Genomic DNA, 14,610 nt, shown 5'->3' on the forward strand with positions numbered 1-14,610 from the left:
GCATACAAGTAGAAAAGGCACAGAGCACAGGATGTCTGCTTCTTCATTGATGAGCATGGTGCGCGCCTACTGGCGCGTCGGCTACGATCAGCCCGAGCTGCTGATCGCGCAGTACCGTGCGTTCTCCGGCAAGATGCCGATGATGTACCTGATCCTGCTGATCAACAGCTGGGCACTGGCACAAACCTATTACCCGCTGGCACCGCACTGGCTGAGCCTGTACTTTCCGGCCATGCTGACGGTGTTGTGCGTGACGCGCCTGATCTTCTGGTGGCGCGGACGGCATGTCGACCCGACGCCCGGCATGGCCGCGGCGGCGCTCAAGCGCACCAATTTCCTGGCAACCCCGATTGCGCTCAGTTTCTCGCTGTGGTCGGTGATGCTGTTTCCCTACGGCGACAGTTATGCCCAGGCCCACGTGGCCTTCTACATGGGCATCACCGTCATCTGCTGCATCTTCTGCCTGATGTACCTGCGCTCGGCGGCGCTGTCGGTGGCGCTGATCGTCAACGGCATCTTCACGGTCTTCTTCCTCAATACGCATATCCCGACCTTCGTGGCGGCAGCGATGAACGTGGTGCTGGTGACCATCGGCATGTTGGCCATCGTCAACAGTCACTACAACGACTTCACGCGGCTCATCGAAGCGCAGGTCAAGACGGCGCTGCTGGGCAACGAGAACCTGCGCCTGGCCAACCTCGACTCGCTCACGCAAATTCCCAATCGCCGCAAGTTCTTCGCCCAGCTCAACGAGATCTGTACCCGCGCCACCGGCAATGGACAGCGCTTTGCCGTGGCCATCCTCGACCTCGACGGCTTCAAGGCCGTCAATGATCTGTATGGCCACACCCATGGCGACCAGTTGCTGGTGGAAGTGGGACAGCGATTGACGGCCGTGTGCCTGGACGAGCGTTTCCACCTGGCACGCCTGGGCGGCGACGAGTTCTCCATCATCATCGATGCCGATCTCAGCAATGAGGTTCTCACCGAATTCGGCGACCGTATCTGCGCTGCGCTGCGCCGGCCTTTCGTACTCTACAAGGCGACGGTGCAGATTGCTGCCTCGGTAGGCGTGGCCACCTTCCCCGACATGGCGGTGGATGCCAGCTCGCTCTATGAGCATGCCGACTATGCCTTGTATCAGGGCAAGCGCGAACGGCGCGGTACCGTCACCTTGTTCTCGGAACAGGACAAGGCGCAGATCCAGCGCAATGCCAACATCGAGCAGGCCCTGCGACTGGCCGACTTCGATCGCGAACTGTCGGTGTTCTTCCAGCCCATCGTGTGCCTGGATGATTGCCAGCCGATCGCCTTTGAAGCCCTGGCGCGCTGGCACAGCGCCGTCAAGGGCAGCGTGGCGCCGATGGAATTCATTCCCGCTGCCGAACGCATGGGCATCATCAACCAGTTGAGCGTGATCCTGCTGAAGAAGGCGCTGCAGGCTGCGGCGAGCTGGCCGCCCTCGCTCCGGCTGTCGTTCAATCTCTCGGCCAACGACATCAACACCAGCGAAGGCATGGCGCAGATCGTACAGGTCATCAGCTCGTCCGGATTCAATCCCGCGCGGCTGGATCTGGAAATCACGGAGACGGCGGTGCTGCAGGATCTGGAAAAATCGCGCCAGCTGGTCACGACCTTGCGTCAGCTGGGCTGTGGCATCACGCTCGATGACTTCGGCACCGGCTATGCCAGCCTGAGCCACCTGCACGCCTTGCCCCTGACGCGCATCAAGATCGACAAGAGTTTCGTCGCCGACATTGAGCACAATGCGGTCAGCCACAAGATCGTGAAGTCACTGCTCGCACTCACGCATGACATGCAACTGGCCTGTGTGGTGGAGGGGGTGGAAACGCCGGCGCATCTGCAGAGCTTGCGCGGCCTGGGGGCGATGTATGGACAGGGCTACCTGTTTGCGGTGCCGCTGGCGGCGGACCAGGTCCAACCCTGGCTGCAGTCGCGGCAAACGGCCGTGCTTCAGTCCGGCCTGCCCTTGCGCGGCTGACGCGTGGCATCGAACGCCGTGCTGCTGGCACCATAGACTTCCTGCAGGGCATTGAGCACGTGCGGGTCGCGCGTGCTCACCAGCAGCAGTGCTTCGCAGGACCAGAACACATCTTGCCGGCCCGCTCCCACGTTGGGATCATCGCGGCTGCCCAGCATGTCCATCCAGCTGCTGTCGAAGTGCACATCGGTTTCCTTGTATTCCAGGATGAAGTTGCCGCTGGACGGACCGGCCTCGTCGTCCATTACGCGCAATTCCAGTTGCTCCGCTGTCAACCCGCGTTCGCGCAAGGCATCGTAGGCGCGCTGGGCACTGTCCAGCGTGGGGAAGGGAAAGGCTGCCACGGTCGGTTCCTGCGTCGTCATCGAAATCTCCTCGCAATACTGTCGCAGTTCCGGATGCGGATGGACCGCATCCGACGCACTACACCTTGGCCTTCTGGCCCGGTGTGGCCGAGCGCACGAGGAAGTCGTGCGTGACCGTGGGCAGGTGGTTCAGCATCCAGGTGCTCATGGCTTTTTCCTGTTCCAGGATGCCTTCGCAGACGCGTTCGGTTTCGCTGTCCCCCGCCTCGCGTGCAGCGGCAATCAGCGAGGTGTAGCAGGCGATCTCCAGGTTCTCGAAGACATAACCGGCAATGGCCCCTTTGACCACTTCGTCGTGCTGAGTCATGCCGCCGGCCGCCTGGGCGAAGGCGGTCATGCGGCCGGCCAGGTCCTTGAAGACGGAGGCACTGCCGTTGAGCCGCTTGATGCAGCCCTCCACCAGCGCCTGCTGGCCCAGCGTTTCCTGCAGGTGCGATTCCAGCCGTGCCTTCAGTTCGGGATAGTGATCGATGCGGCTGGCCTGGGCCTTGAGCATGTGCTCGGCCTGCTGTTCCATCGCATGGGCATCCTTGAGCCAGGCGAGCAGATTTTCGTTGACGTCGGTGGTCATGGCATTCTCCTTGTCAGGTTCGGTGACGAGGTGGTGCCTTGCCGATGACAAGGCACCACCGTGGATACGCCCGGGGTCAGGGCAATCAGGGTGCTCAGGGCTTCTTGGCCTTGAGGTTCATCTCTGGATCGGCCGAGCCAATCTCGGCGCCGGTCAGCGGCTCGCCATCCTGGGCCGATGCGGTACGCGCCGCCATCTGGTCCAGCATGGCCTGTTCCTCTGCATTGAGCTCGACCGTGGCCTGGCCATCGCCGCCGTCGACCGGGGTCAGTGCGTCGGCACCGTCCAGGCGTTCCCACTGTTTGCCGTCATTCCACGGTCCGGTCTGTTCACCCAGTCCTTGTGAGAGATTGACGTAGACCTTGGAGAAGCGCGGATCGCCAGGCAGCTTTCCCGGCGGGAAATTGGGGCGGATGGAATAGAGCGCCTTTTCAAACGACTTCTGGTGCGCGATCTCGCGCGTCATCAGGAAGCCCAGCGCTTCCTTCACGCCCGGGTCATCGGTGAGGTTGATGAGCCGTTCGTAGACGATCTTGGCACGTGCCTCGGCGGCGATGTTGGAACGCAGGTCGGCGGTGGGCTCGCCGATGGTGTCGATATAGGCCGCACTCCACGGGACGCCGGCCGAATTGACCAGCGGTGCGCCAGCCCCGTAGAGCACTTGCGTGATGTGGCTGTCGTTGCCGGCGCCGGTGATTTCCTTGTAGAGGATGCCTTCTTCTTCCACGCCTTCGGCCAGCTTGCCCTTGGCCCCCTTGTTGAGCATGACGACGATGTTGCCGATCACCTCCAAGTGGCTCAGTTCTTCGGTGGCGATGTCGAACAGCATGTCCTTGCGGCCGGGATCGTCCTCGGCAATGGCCTGGGTGAAGTAGCGGCAGGCGGCAGCGAGTTCGCCTTGCGGGCCGCCGAATTGTTCCAGCATCAGATTGGCCAGCCCGGGATTGGGGCCGGCGACGCGTACCGTGTATTGCAGGCGCTTGTTGTGAGCGAACATGTCGGACTCCTTGTTGAGGTCGAGGGATTGAACGGGGAAAGATGCCGGACGCGATTCGCTTCGCCACGTGGCGTTGAAGCGATACGTTCAACAGAGCCTTCATGCTAGGAGGCGAGTGCTCAGCCATACCATCGGCGGGAGCGGAAAACTTCCGGTGCGCGGTAACGATGAAACGTGTCGGAGATCCTTAGCGCGGCAGCAGCCGCCGTCGGACGACCACAGGTCCGACATTCAGTGTTAGTCCGATGGAAGCCGCAGCGGAGCGTCGCTAGACTCGGAGACTTTCATCCTCCTCCGTGACTGTCATCATTCCGCACGGAGGACAGGCTCAAGCACAGCACACAAGCAAGCAAGGACAACATGCTCAAGAAAGTCGAGCCCTCCGTGACCACACTGACGCACCTGGCACCGCTGGAGCCGGCCGCTGCCACCGCCATCTCCTCTGCCTCTTCCACCGAAGTTGCAGGGGCGGCCGAGCAGCCTGCCGCGATCCGCTTGAGCTGGCCGATGGTGGCCGGCGGCGTGCTGCTGCTGGCGGCGCTCATCGGCTGGTGGAGCGCGCAGGATGAACGCATCTGGCGCGCCTATTGCGGCGGCATGGCCGCTGCCGCAGCGACGGCAGCGGGCACCCTGCCGCTGTTCTTCTCGCGTCGGTTCTCGCCGCGCATGGCCGATTGCTGCACCGGATTCGGTGCCGGCGTGATGCTGGCGGCCTCGGTGTTCTCGCTCATCCTGCCCGCCCTGCACAGCCTGCAGGAAGCCGGGACCGGCAAGCAGATGGCCAGTCTCATCGCCGGTGCCAGCGTACTGTGTGGTGCGCTGCTGGTACTGGCCTTGCAGCGCGCCGGACAGGGCCATGATGATCTCGCGCGCCAGGCAGCCTTGCGCCGTGTCTGGCTGTTCGTGCTGACGGTCGGGCTGCACAACCTGCCTGAAGGATTGGCCGTTGGCGTGGCGTATGGCGGCGTGGCACCCGAGCAGGCCTCGGTGCTGACCTTCGGCATCGCGTTGCAGGACATCCCGGAAGGCATGATTGTGGCCACCGCCTTGCGCGGGATCGGTTATTCCCGCGGCGATGCGATCGGCTGCGGCATCCTCTCCGGACTGGTTGAGCCGCTGGCTGCGGTGGCAGGTGCGGGGCTGGTGTCGCTGTCGGCAGCGATGCTGCCGTGGGCGCTGGGTGGGGCGGCCGGTGCCATGCTGTTCGTGCTGGCGCATGAGGTGATTCCCGATCCGCACCGGCGACGCGATGCATTGGCGGCGACCTGCTGCCTCATCATCGGCTTCGTGCTGATGATGGTGATGGACACGGCCTTGTCATGAGGAATGCGATCATGAACGACCTCACTGTTGCCGAACCGGACTTCGCCCCTGGGTCACTCACCTATGTGGAACTCTGGCGCGGTGCCGAAGTGCTCATCAGGAAAGCGGGCGAAGAGCAGTCCGGTTCGCGCTGGGTCTATCTGTCGGTACTGATGATGCTGTCGTTCTGCCTGGAAGCCTATCTCAACCATGCTGGACCCTTGTTGTTCGGTGCCGGCTGGAACGAAGGCCGGCAGGCGCATGGCACGCAGGACGCCCGGAGCAAGCTGCTGCTGATCTGCGCCGCCTGCGGCGTGGAACTGGAGCCACCCCGCAAGTACCGCACCGTGGCGCTGACCTTGCTGGAACTGCGTCACAGCCTGGGCCAGGCAACACAGGTACGGCTGCCGCCGCCGGGCATATCGACGGCGCGCCGTTCGCTCTCCGCCATGGCAGGCGACCCGGACGAGCTGGCCCTCGACCCGGCATGGAGCCCGTATTGCGAGCGCAGTGTGGTGCTCGATTACCGCGCCCAGTTGCGCAGCCTGCTGGCCAAGCTGCATGCGCGATTGCCGCCCGAGGAGCGCAGCCCCTTGTCCATCTGAAGACGTGCGCAAAGGATGAGCGCAGCCGGATTGCTGCGACCCGCTTCCGCGAGCTGTTCACGCCATATGCACCCCATGTGCACGTCATTCCTCTTCTTTCATCTCACCAGGAGCCCACCATGCTGAACCCCGTTTTCCGACGTAGCCTCTTGACCGCCACTTGCGGCAGCCTGCTGATGCTGGCCTTGCAGGCCGCACCCGCCCGTGCGGATGAGCCTACGCTCAGCATCCTCGAACCCAAGACCGGGCAGACCGTGACCAGTCCCTTCCGCGTTCGTCTGGCGGCGCATTCCATGACGACCCGGCCGGCGGGCAAGGTGGTGGAGGGCACCGGGCATCATCACCTGCTCATCAATCACGGTGCCGTGGGGAAGGGCGAAGTCATTCCGCACGACGAGACCCATATCCACCTGGATGACGGGCAGACCGAAACGATGGTGTCGCTTCCTCCCGGCAAGTACAAGCTGACGGCCCAGTTCGCCGACGGCGAGCACCGCTCCTATGGCCACATGATGGCGCACGGGATCAACATCACGGTCAAGTAGTCGTCACGCGAACAACGGGCCGGTCCCTTCAAGAAGGACGGGCCCGTCTCCGCATGGCAAAAAGGGCCCCGCAGGGCCCTCTGTCTGCAGCAACGCACCGCTTAGCGGTTGTTGCCTTGATTGCCACCGCCGTGGCTGTTCTGGCCGCCCTTGCGGCCGGCTTCACGCGCTTCTTCAGAGCTGAACTCGTGCGCGCTGCCCTTTTCGTGGGCGGCCTTGCCGCCCTGGCTGGCGATCTCGCGCTGCTTGTTTTCGTCCATCGAAGCGAAGCCGCGGTTGCTGGTCGAGCCTTGGTTCTGGTTTGCCATGATGTATCTCCTTGTGTCATGAGGGGTGGAAAATTCCGCAGGGCTTTGTCTTCCCTACGAGTCCTCATCTTAGGCAGCCGGCCCTTGACGTGATATCGGTCTCTTTCCCGATCAGGGGGCGGTGCGTGCTGTCAGTCTTGCCAGCATCACTGAAGAAGAGCCTTTGCTCTGGCATTGGCGCGGCGGCTCGCAGCACGGCAGCAGAGAACGCAGAGGTATCGCACCTATCTATCGAAACGATGAATGGATGCCGCCGCATCTCTTGCATCGATCAATCTGCCATCGTGTGCCTGGAGGCGGGGGAGGCGAGCCCCGGAACCAACACGGGGCAAATCACTCAATGGCTTGTTCAATGCATCGCATGTGCATGGCCGGGCTGGAACGTCGCCCGTCGGACGCTCTGCCATACCGGCAAAAAACAGGATTCCATCATGAAGAAGAAACAAGCGCTGATCGAGGGAGTGAACCGTCTCAAGGCCTCGCACGAGCAGGCGGCAGCAATCCTGCAGGGCATCGTGCATGAAGTGGTGCGGGTCAGCAAGAGTGGGGAGGGTGTACCCGAGCGGCGCAACTTCCGCCGCTATCGCCGGGCCATCAAGGAGTTGAAACTGCAGTGCCTGCAGGTGGAGATGGTGCTGGCCGAGTTCGACCGTGAGGATTGATCTCTAGGGCCTGCTCCCATTCAATCTGCGAGTGCGAGAGGTCGCCAAGCGTTGACTGCCTAGGCGCGGCGACGCGCCGTGGTGGTGCCACGGCAAGGAGCTGCAACAACGGCAGGCGACGCTTGGCGGCCTCTCCCGGAGGGTTGCCCCCAGAAGGCGCGCTGGCCGCGTTGCACGTCAGGGCTGGTGGCACCACCACCAGCCCTGACGCGCGCCTTGCCAACACGCCTTCTGGGGGCAACGCATCTCGCAGATTGAATGGGAACAGGCCCTAGTGTCGATCAGATGAGCTTCATTGATCTGTCGGCTGGCTCAATCTCCCTCCCTTGGGGAGAGAGACGAGGCACTTCTTAAAGCTGCGGGCTGTTCTCCCGCATGTCCTGCTCCGAATAATTGTCGCCTTCCGGCTTGTTGCGGGAGGCAGCCTTGTCGCTGTCGCCCGGTGCGGTCTGCTCGCCACGGTCCAGCATGTCGCGCTCATTGGTACCGCTGCGCGGGTTGTTGGCCTGCAGGTCTTGCGGGCCGGAGGTATCGGTGGGGTGGGTATGCTTGTTCAGTGCGTCGGTCATGGCGGTCTCCTTGTGCATGGATGGATGCACTGCGCGCTCGCTCGTCAGGGAGGCGGGTGCAGTACGGAAGGCGTTGAGGATGCTACTGCGGAGAGCGCGCCGTGTATGTCGGCCAGTGCCGCGCGTGCAGGCCACCTTCGCTGACAGCGATGCAGGAGGTGCGGCAGCCGGGACTTCGTTTCTGCCGGCTGCGGGCGCGCTCATCAAGCCGCGCTGACGCGTCCGACAGCCGCTACCCACAAGGCTAGGCGTGGCGCGCTGATGGTCGTGCGGGGCGGGGGTGGTTAGTGTGATCTCTCCGTCGTTTTTCTTTCCACCCAGGAGATCCGCATGGCCATCGAATCCAAACTGCCTTCCCGTGAAAATCCGTCGCCCGCCCAATCCAGTGGCGAGGCCACCAACCGTCCCGCTCGCAGCGATCACGTCGAGGCGCGTGAAACGAGTACCGATAACGCCAACAAGGAAATCGCCAAGCCCGAGTTCGACATCGTGCAGGACGATGCCCGCGCGCCGCGCTGACGCATCCGCGTTGTCGATTACCCGGCGCGTCCCGCGCCGCCCGTGACCAGCTCATCAAGGAAAACCCATGCGCGCACTGCTCTACCATTCCGCCCATGACGTGCGGGTCGAGTCCGTTCCCGATCCCATCATTCAGGAGGCCGACGACATCATCCTGAAAGTCACGGCCACCGCCATCTGCGGCTCCGATCTGCACCTGTATCGTGGCAAGATTCCCGCCACCAAGGCCGGCGACATCCTCGGCCATGAATTCATGGGCGTGGTGGTCGAGACCGGCCCCGGCGTCAAGCGCCTCAAAAAGGGCGACCGCGTGGTGGTGCCCTTCGTCATCGCCTGCGGCCAGTGCTTCTTCTGCGATCAGCACCTGTATGCCGCCTGCGAAACCACCAACCCTGACCGCGGTGCCATCATGAATGGCAAGGGCATCCGTTCAGGCGCAGCCATGTTCGGCTACAGCCACCTGTATGGCGGCATGCCCGGCGGGCAGGCGGAGTATGTACGGGTGCCCAAGGCCGATGTCGGTCCCATCCGCATCGACTCGCCGCTGGCCGATGAGCAGGTACTGTTCCTGAGCGACATTCTCCCGACCGGCTATCAGGCGGTGAAGAACGCCGGTGTGCGTGAGGGCTCCAGCGTGGCCATCTACGGTGCGGGTCCGGTTGGCCAGATGGCGGCTGCCTGTGCGCGCATGCTCGGGGCGGAAAAGATTTTCATCGTCGATCACCACGATTACCGGCTGCGCTTCGCAGCGGAGCAATACAAGGCCATCCCGATCAATTTCGACCACACCGATCCCGGCGAGACCATCATCGCCAACACCGCAGGCCGGGGTGTGGATGCGGTGATCGATGCCGTCGGGTTCGAGGCCAAGGGCAGCGTGCTGGAGACAGCAATGACCAACCTCAAGCTCGAAGGCAGCAGCGGCCAGGCGCTGCGCCATTGCATCGCCTCGGTGCGGCGCGGCGGGACGCTGAGCGTGCCGGGCGTGTATGCCGGGTTCATCCACGGTTTCCTGTTCGGCGATATCTTCGAGAAGGGCTTGACCATCAAGACCGGCCAGACCCACGTGCAGCACTACATGCCCGAACTGCTGGCCAGCATCGAGGATGGCTGGCTCCGTCCGGAGGCGATCATCACGCATCGCCTGCCCTTGGAGGAGGCGGCCGAGGGCTATCGCATCTTCAATGAAAAGCGCGAGGAGTGCCGCAAGGTGGTGCTTACTGCGTGATGGAATCAGCGCGGTGGCATCATCGCGAGCGACCGGGTTGCCCGGTCGCTTTTTTTCGTGGCCGGTTCCTTTAGCTCATTTTTCTCCTCACCTCTCGTGTGCCATCCGGAACGCCCCGTTCCGCCTGCACCGCCTATCCCTTCTCGTCGGGCCAGCGTCTGGCATGCTCTACCCCGCCCCAAACTCGCATTTACACAACAAAATGACTCACGACGTGATGTAAATACGACAATACCGCAATTTTCATTTGCTGGTAAGACCTTTGTGTGCGTAAATACTGCAAAAATTATGAAATATGCGACCGAAAGTTCGGGATGTTTCGTGATTATTTGCATATTTTTTATATTTGCGTCGCAGACGCTAGTCGGGGAAGCAGATGAAGGTTTTGTCAAACATGAAGATCGGCGCAAAGCTGAGCTTGGGGTTCGCCAGTTTGCTGGTGATGATGCTGGTGCTGGTTGGGGTGGCCATGGTCGGCATCAATGGATTGCGCTCCTCCGTCGAGCGCGCCAATGAAGTCCAGAACGATAGCCTGGCGCCGCTCTACGTGGCGCGCGAAGCGCTGGACCAGACCGGCATCGCGGCGCGCAATGCCTATGTCTTTCTCAGCGATGCCGATGCGCAGACCGAACTGAAGATCGTCGATGAACAAAAGGCGCTGTATCTCGCCGAACTGCAGAAGCTGGAAACGCGACTGGCCGGCAACCCGCATTTCGCCCCGGTACGCACAGGGCTGCTGCAGATGGCCGATGAACTCAAGCGTCCGCGCCAGTATCGCGAGAGCGGAGCGATGGAGGCCTATCGCAGTTTCCTGGTCAATGATTGCAGCCCCTTGCGGCGCAAGATCGTGGCCGACATCAACCAGCTCATCGCCGATATCGCTGGCCAGAGCACGGCAGCGGGCGAGCAGTCGGAGCGCTCCGCCACCCATGCCCTGAAGTTCATCGCCACGCTGGCCGTGGTGGCGATCCTGATCGCGGTGGCCGTCGCCGTCCTCATCACGCGCGGTCTGCTGCGCCAGCTCGGTGGCGAGCCGGCCTATGCCATGGAGATCGCGCAGCGCATTGCGCATGGCGACCTGGCGGTGGAAGTGGCCACGCGCCCCAACGATAAGAGCAGCCTGCTGCACGCCTTGCGCATGATGCGCGACAGCCTCGCCGCCATCGTCGGCGAAGTCCGGCAGGGGACCGATGCCATCGAACGCGCGTCCACCGAAATCGCCTCCGGCAATGTGGACCTGTCCGGACGCACTGAACGACAGGCCAGTTCGCTGGAAGAAACCGCCAGCGCCATGGAACAGATCACCTCGGCCGTACGCCAGAGTGCGGCCAATGCGGAGCAGGCCAATACCCTGGCGGCCTCGGCCTCGGAGATTGCGGTCACGGGCGGCAACATGATGGGCGAGGTGGTGGCGACGATGGAAGACATCCGTCAATCCTCGGTCAAGATCGTGGACATCATCAGCGTCATCGATGGCATCGCGTTCCAGACCAACATCCTGGCGCTCAACGCGGCCGTCGAGGCGGCACGTGCCGGTGAAGGCGGACGCGGCTTTGCGGTGGTGGCCTCGGAAGTGCGGACGCTGGCCCAGCGCAGCGCAGCGGCGGCCAAGGAAATCAAGGAACTGATCGGGGCCTCCGTGGCCAAGGTCGAAAGTGGCAGCGGGCGGGTCAAGGGGGCGGGCCAGACCATGGACGAGATCGTCGCCAGCGTGCGCAAGGTGACCGACGTGATCGCCGAGATCAGTCTCTCCAGCCGCGAGCAGAGCGAGGGCATCGAGCAGGTCAACGATGCGATCGGCCACATGGATGAAGCCACCCAGCAGAATTCGGCGCTGGTGGAACAGGCCGCCGCTGCGGCCGAGGCACTCACCTCGCAGGCAGGTGCGCTGGCACGCCTGGTCTCGACCTTCAGGCTGGCACCGGCCGCACGGGTGATGGGCTGATTCGTGTTTTTTGAACCTACCGACTATACGGATTACGCAGTGCGGGCCCGCTTGCCGGACGACGAAAGCACCCGCCTGGCGGCGCTGCAGGGCTATTGCGTGCTCGACACCTTGCCCGACAAATCCTGTGACCAGATCACCGAACTGGCCCGCACGCTCTTCGGCGTGGAGATTGCGCTGGTATCGCTGGTGGATGAAGAGCGGCAATGGTTCAAGTCGCGTGCCGGCCTGCCGGCGCATGAGACGCCGCGCTCGATGTCCTTCTGTGCCCACGCCATCCTGTCCCGCAATGGCCTGGTGGTGCTCGATGCCCGTCGGGATCCGCGCTTTCGCGACAATCCGCTGGTGACGGGTGCGCCGCACATCCGCTTCTATGCGGGTGCGCCGCTGGTGTCGCCGCAGGGGCATGCGCTGGGCACGCTGTGCCTGATCGATCATCGTCCGCGCCAGTATTTCAGTCCGACCGACCAGGACCGGCTGGAGCAGCTCGCGGCCATGGTCATGGAGCGGCTGGAACAGTTGCGCAACCGCGGGTATACCGACCATGTGACGAGTTTGCCCAATCGCGCCCGCTTGATGGAGGTACTGCGCGCACGGGCGCATGCACAGGGCGTTGGCGGCGCCCCCTGTGCGGCGCTGGGAATCGACATCTGTTCGCGTGAATATCTGTTCGATATGGTCAAGGCGCTCGGCTGGGATTATGCCGAGTCCTTCCTGGTGCAGGTCAGCCGTGCGCTGTGCGAGGCGCTGGACGGCCAGCCCGTGTATCGGGTCACGACCACCACCTTCGTCTTTCTTCACGACGGCAGCGCGGCAGAGCGGCAGGAACATATCGCCAACGTGCGTCAGCAGTTCGTGCAGTCACTGGAGATCCACGGCATTCCGCATCAGCTCGACATCGCCATCGGCGTGCTGCCGGCGGTGGACGAGATTGCCGGCAGCGACGTGGTGCGCTCGCTGCTGACGGTGATCGATGTGGGCCGTGAAGAAGGCGTGTGTCCGCGCCAGTTCGAATCGGTGCATGCGGAAAACCAGCGCAATGCCTTCTGGCTGCTCTCGGCCTTGCCGATGGCCTTCACGGCCGCCGATGAACTGAGCCTGCATTACCAGCCCAAGGTGCGCCTGCGCGACGGCAGCTGCGTCGGGATGGAGGCGCTGATCCGCTGGCAGCACCCGGTGCTGGGGCATATTTCTCCTGCGGTGTTCATCGCGCTGGCGGAGAAGACGGCGCAGATTCGCCAGATCACGGCCTGGGTGGTGCGCCATGCGGTGGCACAGGCGGCGCAATGGCATGCGCGCGGACTGGTGGTGCCGATTGCGATCAATACTTCGGCGCGCGATTTCGAGTCCGACGAGCTCTTGCGCCTGCTGGCGTCGCAACTGAAACAGCATGCGGTGCCGCCGGGCCTGATCGAGATCGAATTCACCGAGAGCGCCATGGCCAGCAATCCCGAGGTGGTGCGCCAGCGCGTGCAGGCCATTCGTGAACTGGGCGTGCAGGTCGCCATCGATGATTTCGGCAGCGGCTTCAGCAACCTGTCCTACCTCAAGAGCATTCCGGCCGACATCATGAAGATCGACCGCTCCTTCATCCGCAGCCTGGCCGAGGATGAGGCCGACCAGGTGATCGTGCCGTCCATCATCCATCTGGCGCACCAGCTGGGGTTCAGCGTGGTGGCCGAAGGCGTGGAGAGCGAGCGCACCGCCCGGATCCTGCATCACCTCGGCTGTGACTTCGCGCAGGGTTACGCGATCGCACGGCCGATGCCGGCGGAGGAACTGGAAGAGTGGCTGGGAATGGTGCAATGAGCAGCGCCTGGGGCCGGGACTTGTGTGCTGACGCCCGCGCGCTGCTCGGGGGATTACTGCCGGTTCGCTTCCAGCAGTTGCAGCGACAGGATGTCGGTGGCCAGCGCGGCCAGTTCTTCCAGGGCCTGTCGTTCGTGGGCGCGCAGGATGCGTGGTTCGGTATCGATCACGCACAGCGAGCCAAACGCGCGTCCCTGGTACATCAGGCGGATACCGGCATAGAAGCGGATGTAGGGCGCACCGGTGACCATGGGATTGTTGACGAAGCGCGCGTCCTTGGTGGCGTCGGAGACGGTGAAGATGTCTTCCTGCATCACGGCGTAATTGCAGAAGGCCCACGAGCGCGGCGTGGACGTGATGTTCAGGCCATGTGCCGCCCGGAAGATCTGCAGCTCCGTGGTCAGGAAGGTGACCAGGGCAATGGGTACGTCCAGCAGTTCGCTGGCGAGCCATGTCAGGCGATGAAAGCGGGCCTCGGAATGTGTGTCTTCCATTGTCTGTTCAACAAAGCGCGCACGTTCTGGCTCGTTCGGGCTGACCGGATAAGGAACCTCGATCTGTGGCCCAGCGTGACCGGCAGTGGGCTCGGGTTGTTTCACTTCACGATGGCCGAGCAGGGTCATGACCGAACTCAGCCGGGTACGCCGATGGCCGCCCGGGGTTTTCCAGGAGGCCAGCATGCCGCTTTCCATCCACATCTGGGCGGTCGTGATCGATACCCCCAGCAGACGGGCCGCTTCTCTCGAAGTCATCGCCGGGTCGCCAGGAGGCATCTCCTTGTCATCAGATGGTACTGCTCGACCCATTTGATTGATCCTTGTAAAAGTATAGCTGTGCAGGTGTAGGATTTGTATATTTCACATATTTAATATTTTTTGCGCATGGCAGAAATGCAACGAATCACAGATTCTTTAGTATTTTTCACTTTCTGTGGGATCTGCTATGTGCAAAATATGAAATAAACAGAGATTCATACTGTAGTCAGAGGAGCTTACGTGTTCCTTGTGGTGGCGACATTCTCGCATGGCGGGAACGTGTTGCGCCGCGTCATCTTGGGTGACGTTCATGCCAAGCGGGCATTGTAGTGCCCCTTGCGAAAAGATGTCGGACAAGCGCCAGCCTTCTGTCGGGAAGCTGACCTGCGTCAAGCCTTGGGGGGCTGGCAGGACGGTTGGGAAGGGAT

15 protein-coding genes are annotated in these 14,610 nt (G+C 62.8%); 9 read left to right on the plus strand and 6 right to left on the minus strand.

Features of this window, described 5'->3' with window-relative positions; genetic code table 11:
• The first annotated feature begins 31 nt into the window (after window positions 1-31).
• Entirely contained in the window at window positions 32-2,002 is a 1,971-nt protein-coding gene (locus JOD78_RS10745; protein ID WP_209568100.1) for an EAL domain-containing protein, read from the plus strand.
• On the opposite strand, the gene JOD78_RS10750 is transcribed toward JOD78_RS10745, so the two are convergent.
• The 3 genes from JOD78_RS10750 to JOD78_RS10760 all read right to left on the minus strand — a co-directional run bounded on the left by JOD78_RS10750 (window position 1,975) and on the right by JOD78_RS10760 (window position 3,935).
• Window positions 1,975-2,367 carry a hypothetical protein gene (locus JOD78_RS10750; RefSeq protein WP_209568098.1) on the minus strand — a complete coding sequence of 131 codons (393 nt, stop codon included), beginning with the start codon at window positions 2,365-2,367 and terminating at the stop codon, window positions 1,975-1,977. The genes JOD78_RS10745 and JOD78_RS10750 overlap by 28 nt on opposite strands.
• A gap of 58 nt (window positions 2,368-2,425) precedes the next feature.
• Window positions 2,426-2,938, minus strand: coding sequence for a DUF892 family protein (locus JOD78_RS10755; RefSeq protein ID WP_039789493.1), 513 nt, complete (start codon window positions 2,936-2,938; stop codon window positions 2,426-2,428).
• Between the two features lie 94 nt (window positions 2,939-3,032).
• Window positions 3,033-3,935, minus strand: a complete 903-nt coding sequence (locus tag JOD78_RS10760; protein ID WP_034337736.1) for a manganese catalase family protein — start codon at window positions 3,933-3,935, stop codon at window positions 3,033-3,035.
• 360 nt (window positions 3,936-4,295) lie between these two features.
• Between JOD78_RS10760 and JOD78_RS10765 the strand changes: the two genes are divergently transcribed.
• The 3 genes from JOD78_RS10765 (at window position 4,296) to JOD78_RS10775 (ending at window position 6,387) form a co-directional block, all read left to right on the plus strand.
• The gene (locus JOD78_RS10765) at window positions 4,296-5,258 is read left to right on the plus strand and encodes a ZIP family metal transporter (RefSeq protein WP_209568095.1); all 963 of its coding nucleotides are present in this window, start codon (window positions 4,296-4,298) and stop codon (window positions 5,256-5,258) included.
• A gap of 11 nt (window positions 5,259-5,269) precedes the next feature.
• Window positions 5,270-5,842, plus strand: a complete 573-nt coding sequence (locus tag JOD78_RS10770; protein WP_134135554.1) for a hypothetical protein — start codon at window positions 5,270-5,272, stop codon at window positions 5,840-5,842.
• Between the two features lie 119 nt (window positions 5,843-5,961).
• On the plus strand, window positions 5,962-6,387 hold the full coding sequence (locus JOD78_RS10775; protein WP_209568093.1) for a DUF4399 domain-containing protein: 426 nt from the start codon (window positions 5,962-5,964) through the stop codon (window positions 6,385-6,387).
• 101 nt (window positions 6,388-6,488) lie between these two features.
• On the opposite strand, the gene JOD78_RS10780 is transcribed toward JOD78_RS10775, so the two are convergent.
• Window positions 6,489-6,695 (minus strand): KGG domain-containing protein, encoded by a 207-nt coding sequence (locus JOD78_RS10780; protein WP_088756453.1) that lies wholly within the window; start codon window positions 6,693-6,695, stop codon window positions 6,489-6,491.
• A gap of 431 nt (window positions 6,696-7,126) precedes the next feature.
• Between JOD78_RS10780 and JOD78_RS10785 the strand changes: the two genes are divergently transcribed.
• Window positions 7,127-7,357 carry a hypothetical protein gene (locus JOD78_RS10785; protein ID WP_121042893.1) on the plus strand — a complete coding sequence of 77 codons (231 nt, stop codon included), beginning with the start codon at window positions 7,127-7,129 and terminating at the stop codon, window positions 7,355-7,357.
• A gap of 350 nt (window positions 7,358-7,707) precedes the next feature.
• Here the strand turns inward: JOD78_RS10785 and JOD78_RS10790 are convergent, their stop codons facing one another.
• Complete coding sequence (locus JOD78_RS10790) at window positions 7,708-7,926, minus strand: hypothetical protein (RefSeq protein WP_209568091.1); 219 nt, start codon at window positions 7,924-7,926, stop codon at window positions 7,708-7,710.
• A gap of 330 nt (window positions 7,927-8,256) precedes the next feature.
• Between JOD78_RS10790 and JOD78_RS10795 the strand changes: the two genes are divergently transcribed.
• From JOD78_RS10795 to JOD78_RS10810, 4 genes are all read left to right on the plus strand, one after another.
• The gene (locus tag JOD78_RS10795) at window positions 8,257-8,445 is read left to right on the plus strand and encodes a hypothetical protein (protein WP_121042897.1); all 189 of its coding nucleotides are present in this window, start codon (window positions 8,257-8,259) and stop codon (window positions 8,443-8,445) included.
• 67 nt (window positions 8,446-8,512) lie between these two features.
• The gene (locus JOD78_RS10800; protein ID WP_121042899.1) at window positions 8,513-9,673 is read left to right on the plus strand and encodes a zinc-dependent alcohol dehydrogenase; all 1,161 of its coding nucleotides are present in this window, start codon (window positions 8,513-8,515) and stop codon (window positions 9,671-9,673) included.
• A gap of 376 nt (window positions 9,674-10,049) precedes the next feature.
• Window positions 10,050-11,618 carry a methyl-accepting chemotaxis protein gene (locus JOD78_RS10805; protein WP_121042901.1) on the plus strand — a complete coding sequence of 523 codons (1,569 nt, stop codon included), beginning with the start codon at window positions 10,050-10,052 and terminating at the stop codon, window positions 11,616-11,618.
• Window positions 11,619-11,621: 3 nt separating this feature from the next.
• Window positions 11,622-13,427 (plus strand): GGDEF and EAL domain-containing protein, encoded by a 1,806-nt coding sequence (locus JOD78_RS10810; RefSeq protein ID WP_348534262.1) that lies wholly within the window; start codon window positions 11,622-11,624, stop codon window positions 13,425-13,427.
• Window positions 13,428-13,480: 53 nt separating this feature from the next.
• Here the strand turns inward: JOD78_RS10810 and JOD78_RS10815 are convergent, their stop codons facing one another.
• Window positions 13,481-14,200 (minus strand): GAF domain-containing protein, encoded by a 720-nt coding sequence (locus JOD78_RS10815; protein ID WP_034329191.1) that lies wholly within the window; start codon window positions 14,198-14,200, stop codon window positions 13,481-13,483.
• Between the last annotated feature and the right edge of the window lie 410 nt (window positions 14,201-14,610).

Source organism: Herbaspirillum sp. 1130 (assembly GCF_017833835.1).
In the GTDB taxonomy this organism is placed as follows: Bacteria; Pseudomonadota; Gammaproteobacteria; order Burkholderiales; family Burkholderiaceae_D; genus Herbaspirillum; species Herbaspirillum huttiense.

Bases quoted from the DNA above. Each gene is read 5' to 3' on its own strand.
- JOD78_RS10745 (WP_209568100.1), top strand. From the start codon at position 32: ATGTCTGCTTCTTCATTGATGAGCATGGTGCGCGCCTACTGGCGCGTC.
- JOD78_RS10750 (WP_209568098.1), bottom strand. From the start codon at position 2,367: ATGACGACGCAGGAACCGACCGTGGCAGCCTTTCCCTTCCCCACGCTG.
- JOD78_RS10755 (WP_039789493.1), bottom strand. From the start codon at position 2,938: ATGACCACCGACGTCAACGAAAATCTGCTCGCCTGGCTCAAGGATGCC.
- JOD78_RS10760 (WP_034337736.1), bottom strand. From the start codon at position 3,935: ATGTTCGCTCACAACAAGCGCCTGCAATACACGGTACGCGTCGCCGGC.
- JOD78_RS10765 (WP_209568095.1), top strand. From the start codon at position 4,296: ATGCTCAAGAAAGTCGAGCCCTCCGTGACCACACTGACGCACCTGGCA.
- JOD78_RS10770 (WP_134135554.1), top strand. From the start codon at position 5,270: ATGAACGACCTCACTGTTGCCGAACCGGACTTCGCCCCTGGGTCACTC.
- JOD78_RS10775 (WP_209568093.1), top strand. From the start codon at position 5,962: ATGCTGAACCCCGTTTTCCGACGTAGCCTCTTGACCGCCACTTGCGGC.
- JOD78_RS10780 (WP_088756453.1), bottom strand. From the start codon at position 6,695: ATGGCAAACCAGAACCAAGGCTCGACCAGCAACCGCGGCTTCGCTTCG.
- JOD78_RS10785 (WP_121042893.1), top strand. From the start codon at position 7,127: ATGAAGAAGAAACAAGCGCTGATCGAGGGAGTGAACCGTCTCAAGGCC.
- JOD78_RS10790 (WP_209568091.1), bottom strand. From the start codon at position 7,926: ATGACCGACGCACTGAACAAGCATACCCACCCCACCGATACCTCCGGC.
- JOD78_RS10795 (WP_121042897.1), top strand. From the start codon at position 8,257: ATGGCCATCGAATCCAAACTGCCTTCCCGTGAAAATCCGTCGCCCGCC.
- JOD78_RS10800 (WP_121042899.1), top strand. From the start codon at position 8,513: ATGCGCGCACTGCTCTACCATTCCGCCCATGACGTGCGGGTCGAGTCC.
- JOD78_RS10805 (WP_121042901.1), top strand. From the start codon at position 10,050: ATGAAGGTTTTGTCAAACATGAAGATCGGCGCAAAGCTGAGCTTGGGG.
- JOD78_RS10815 (WP_034329191.1), bottom strand. From the start codon at position 14,200: ATGCCTCCTGGCGACCCGGCGATGACTTCGAGAGAAGCGGCCCGTCTG.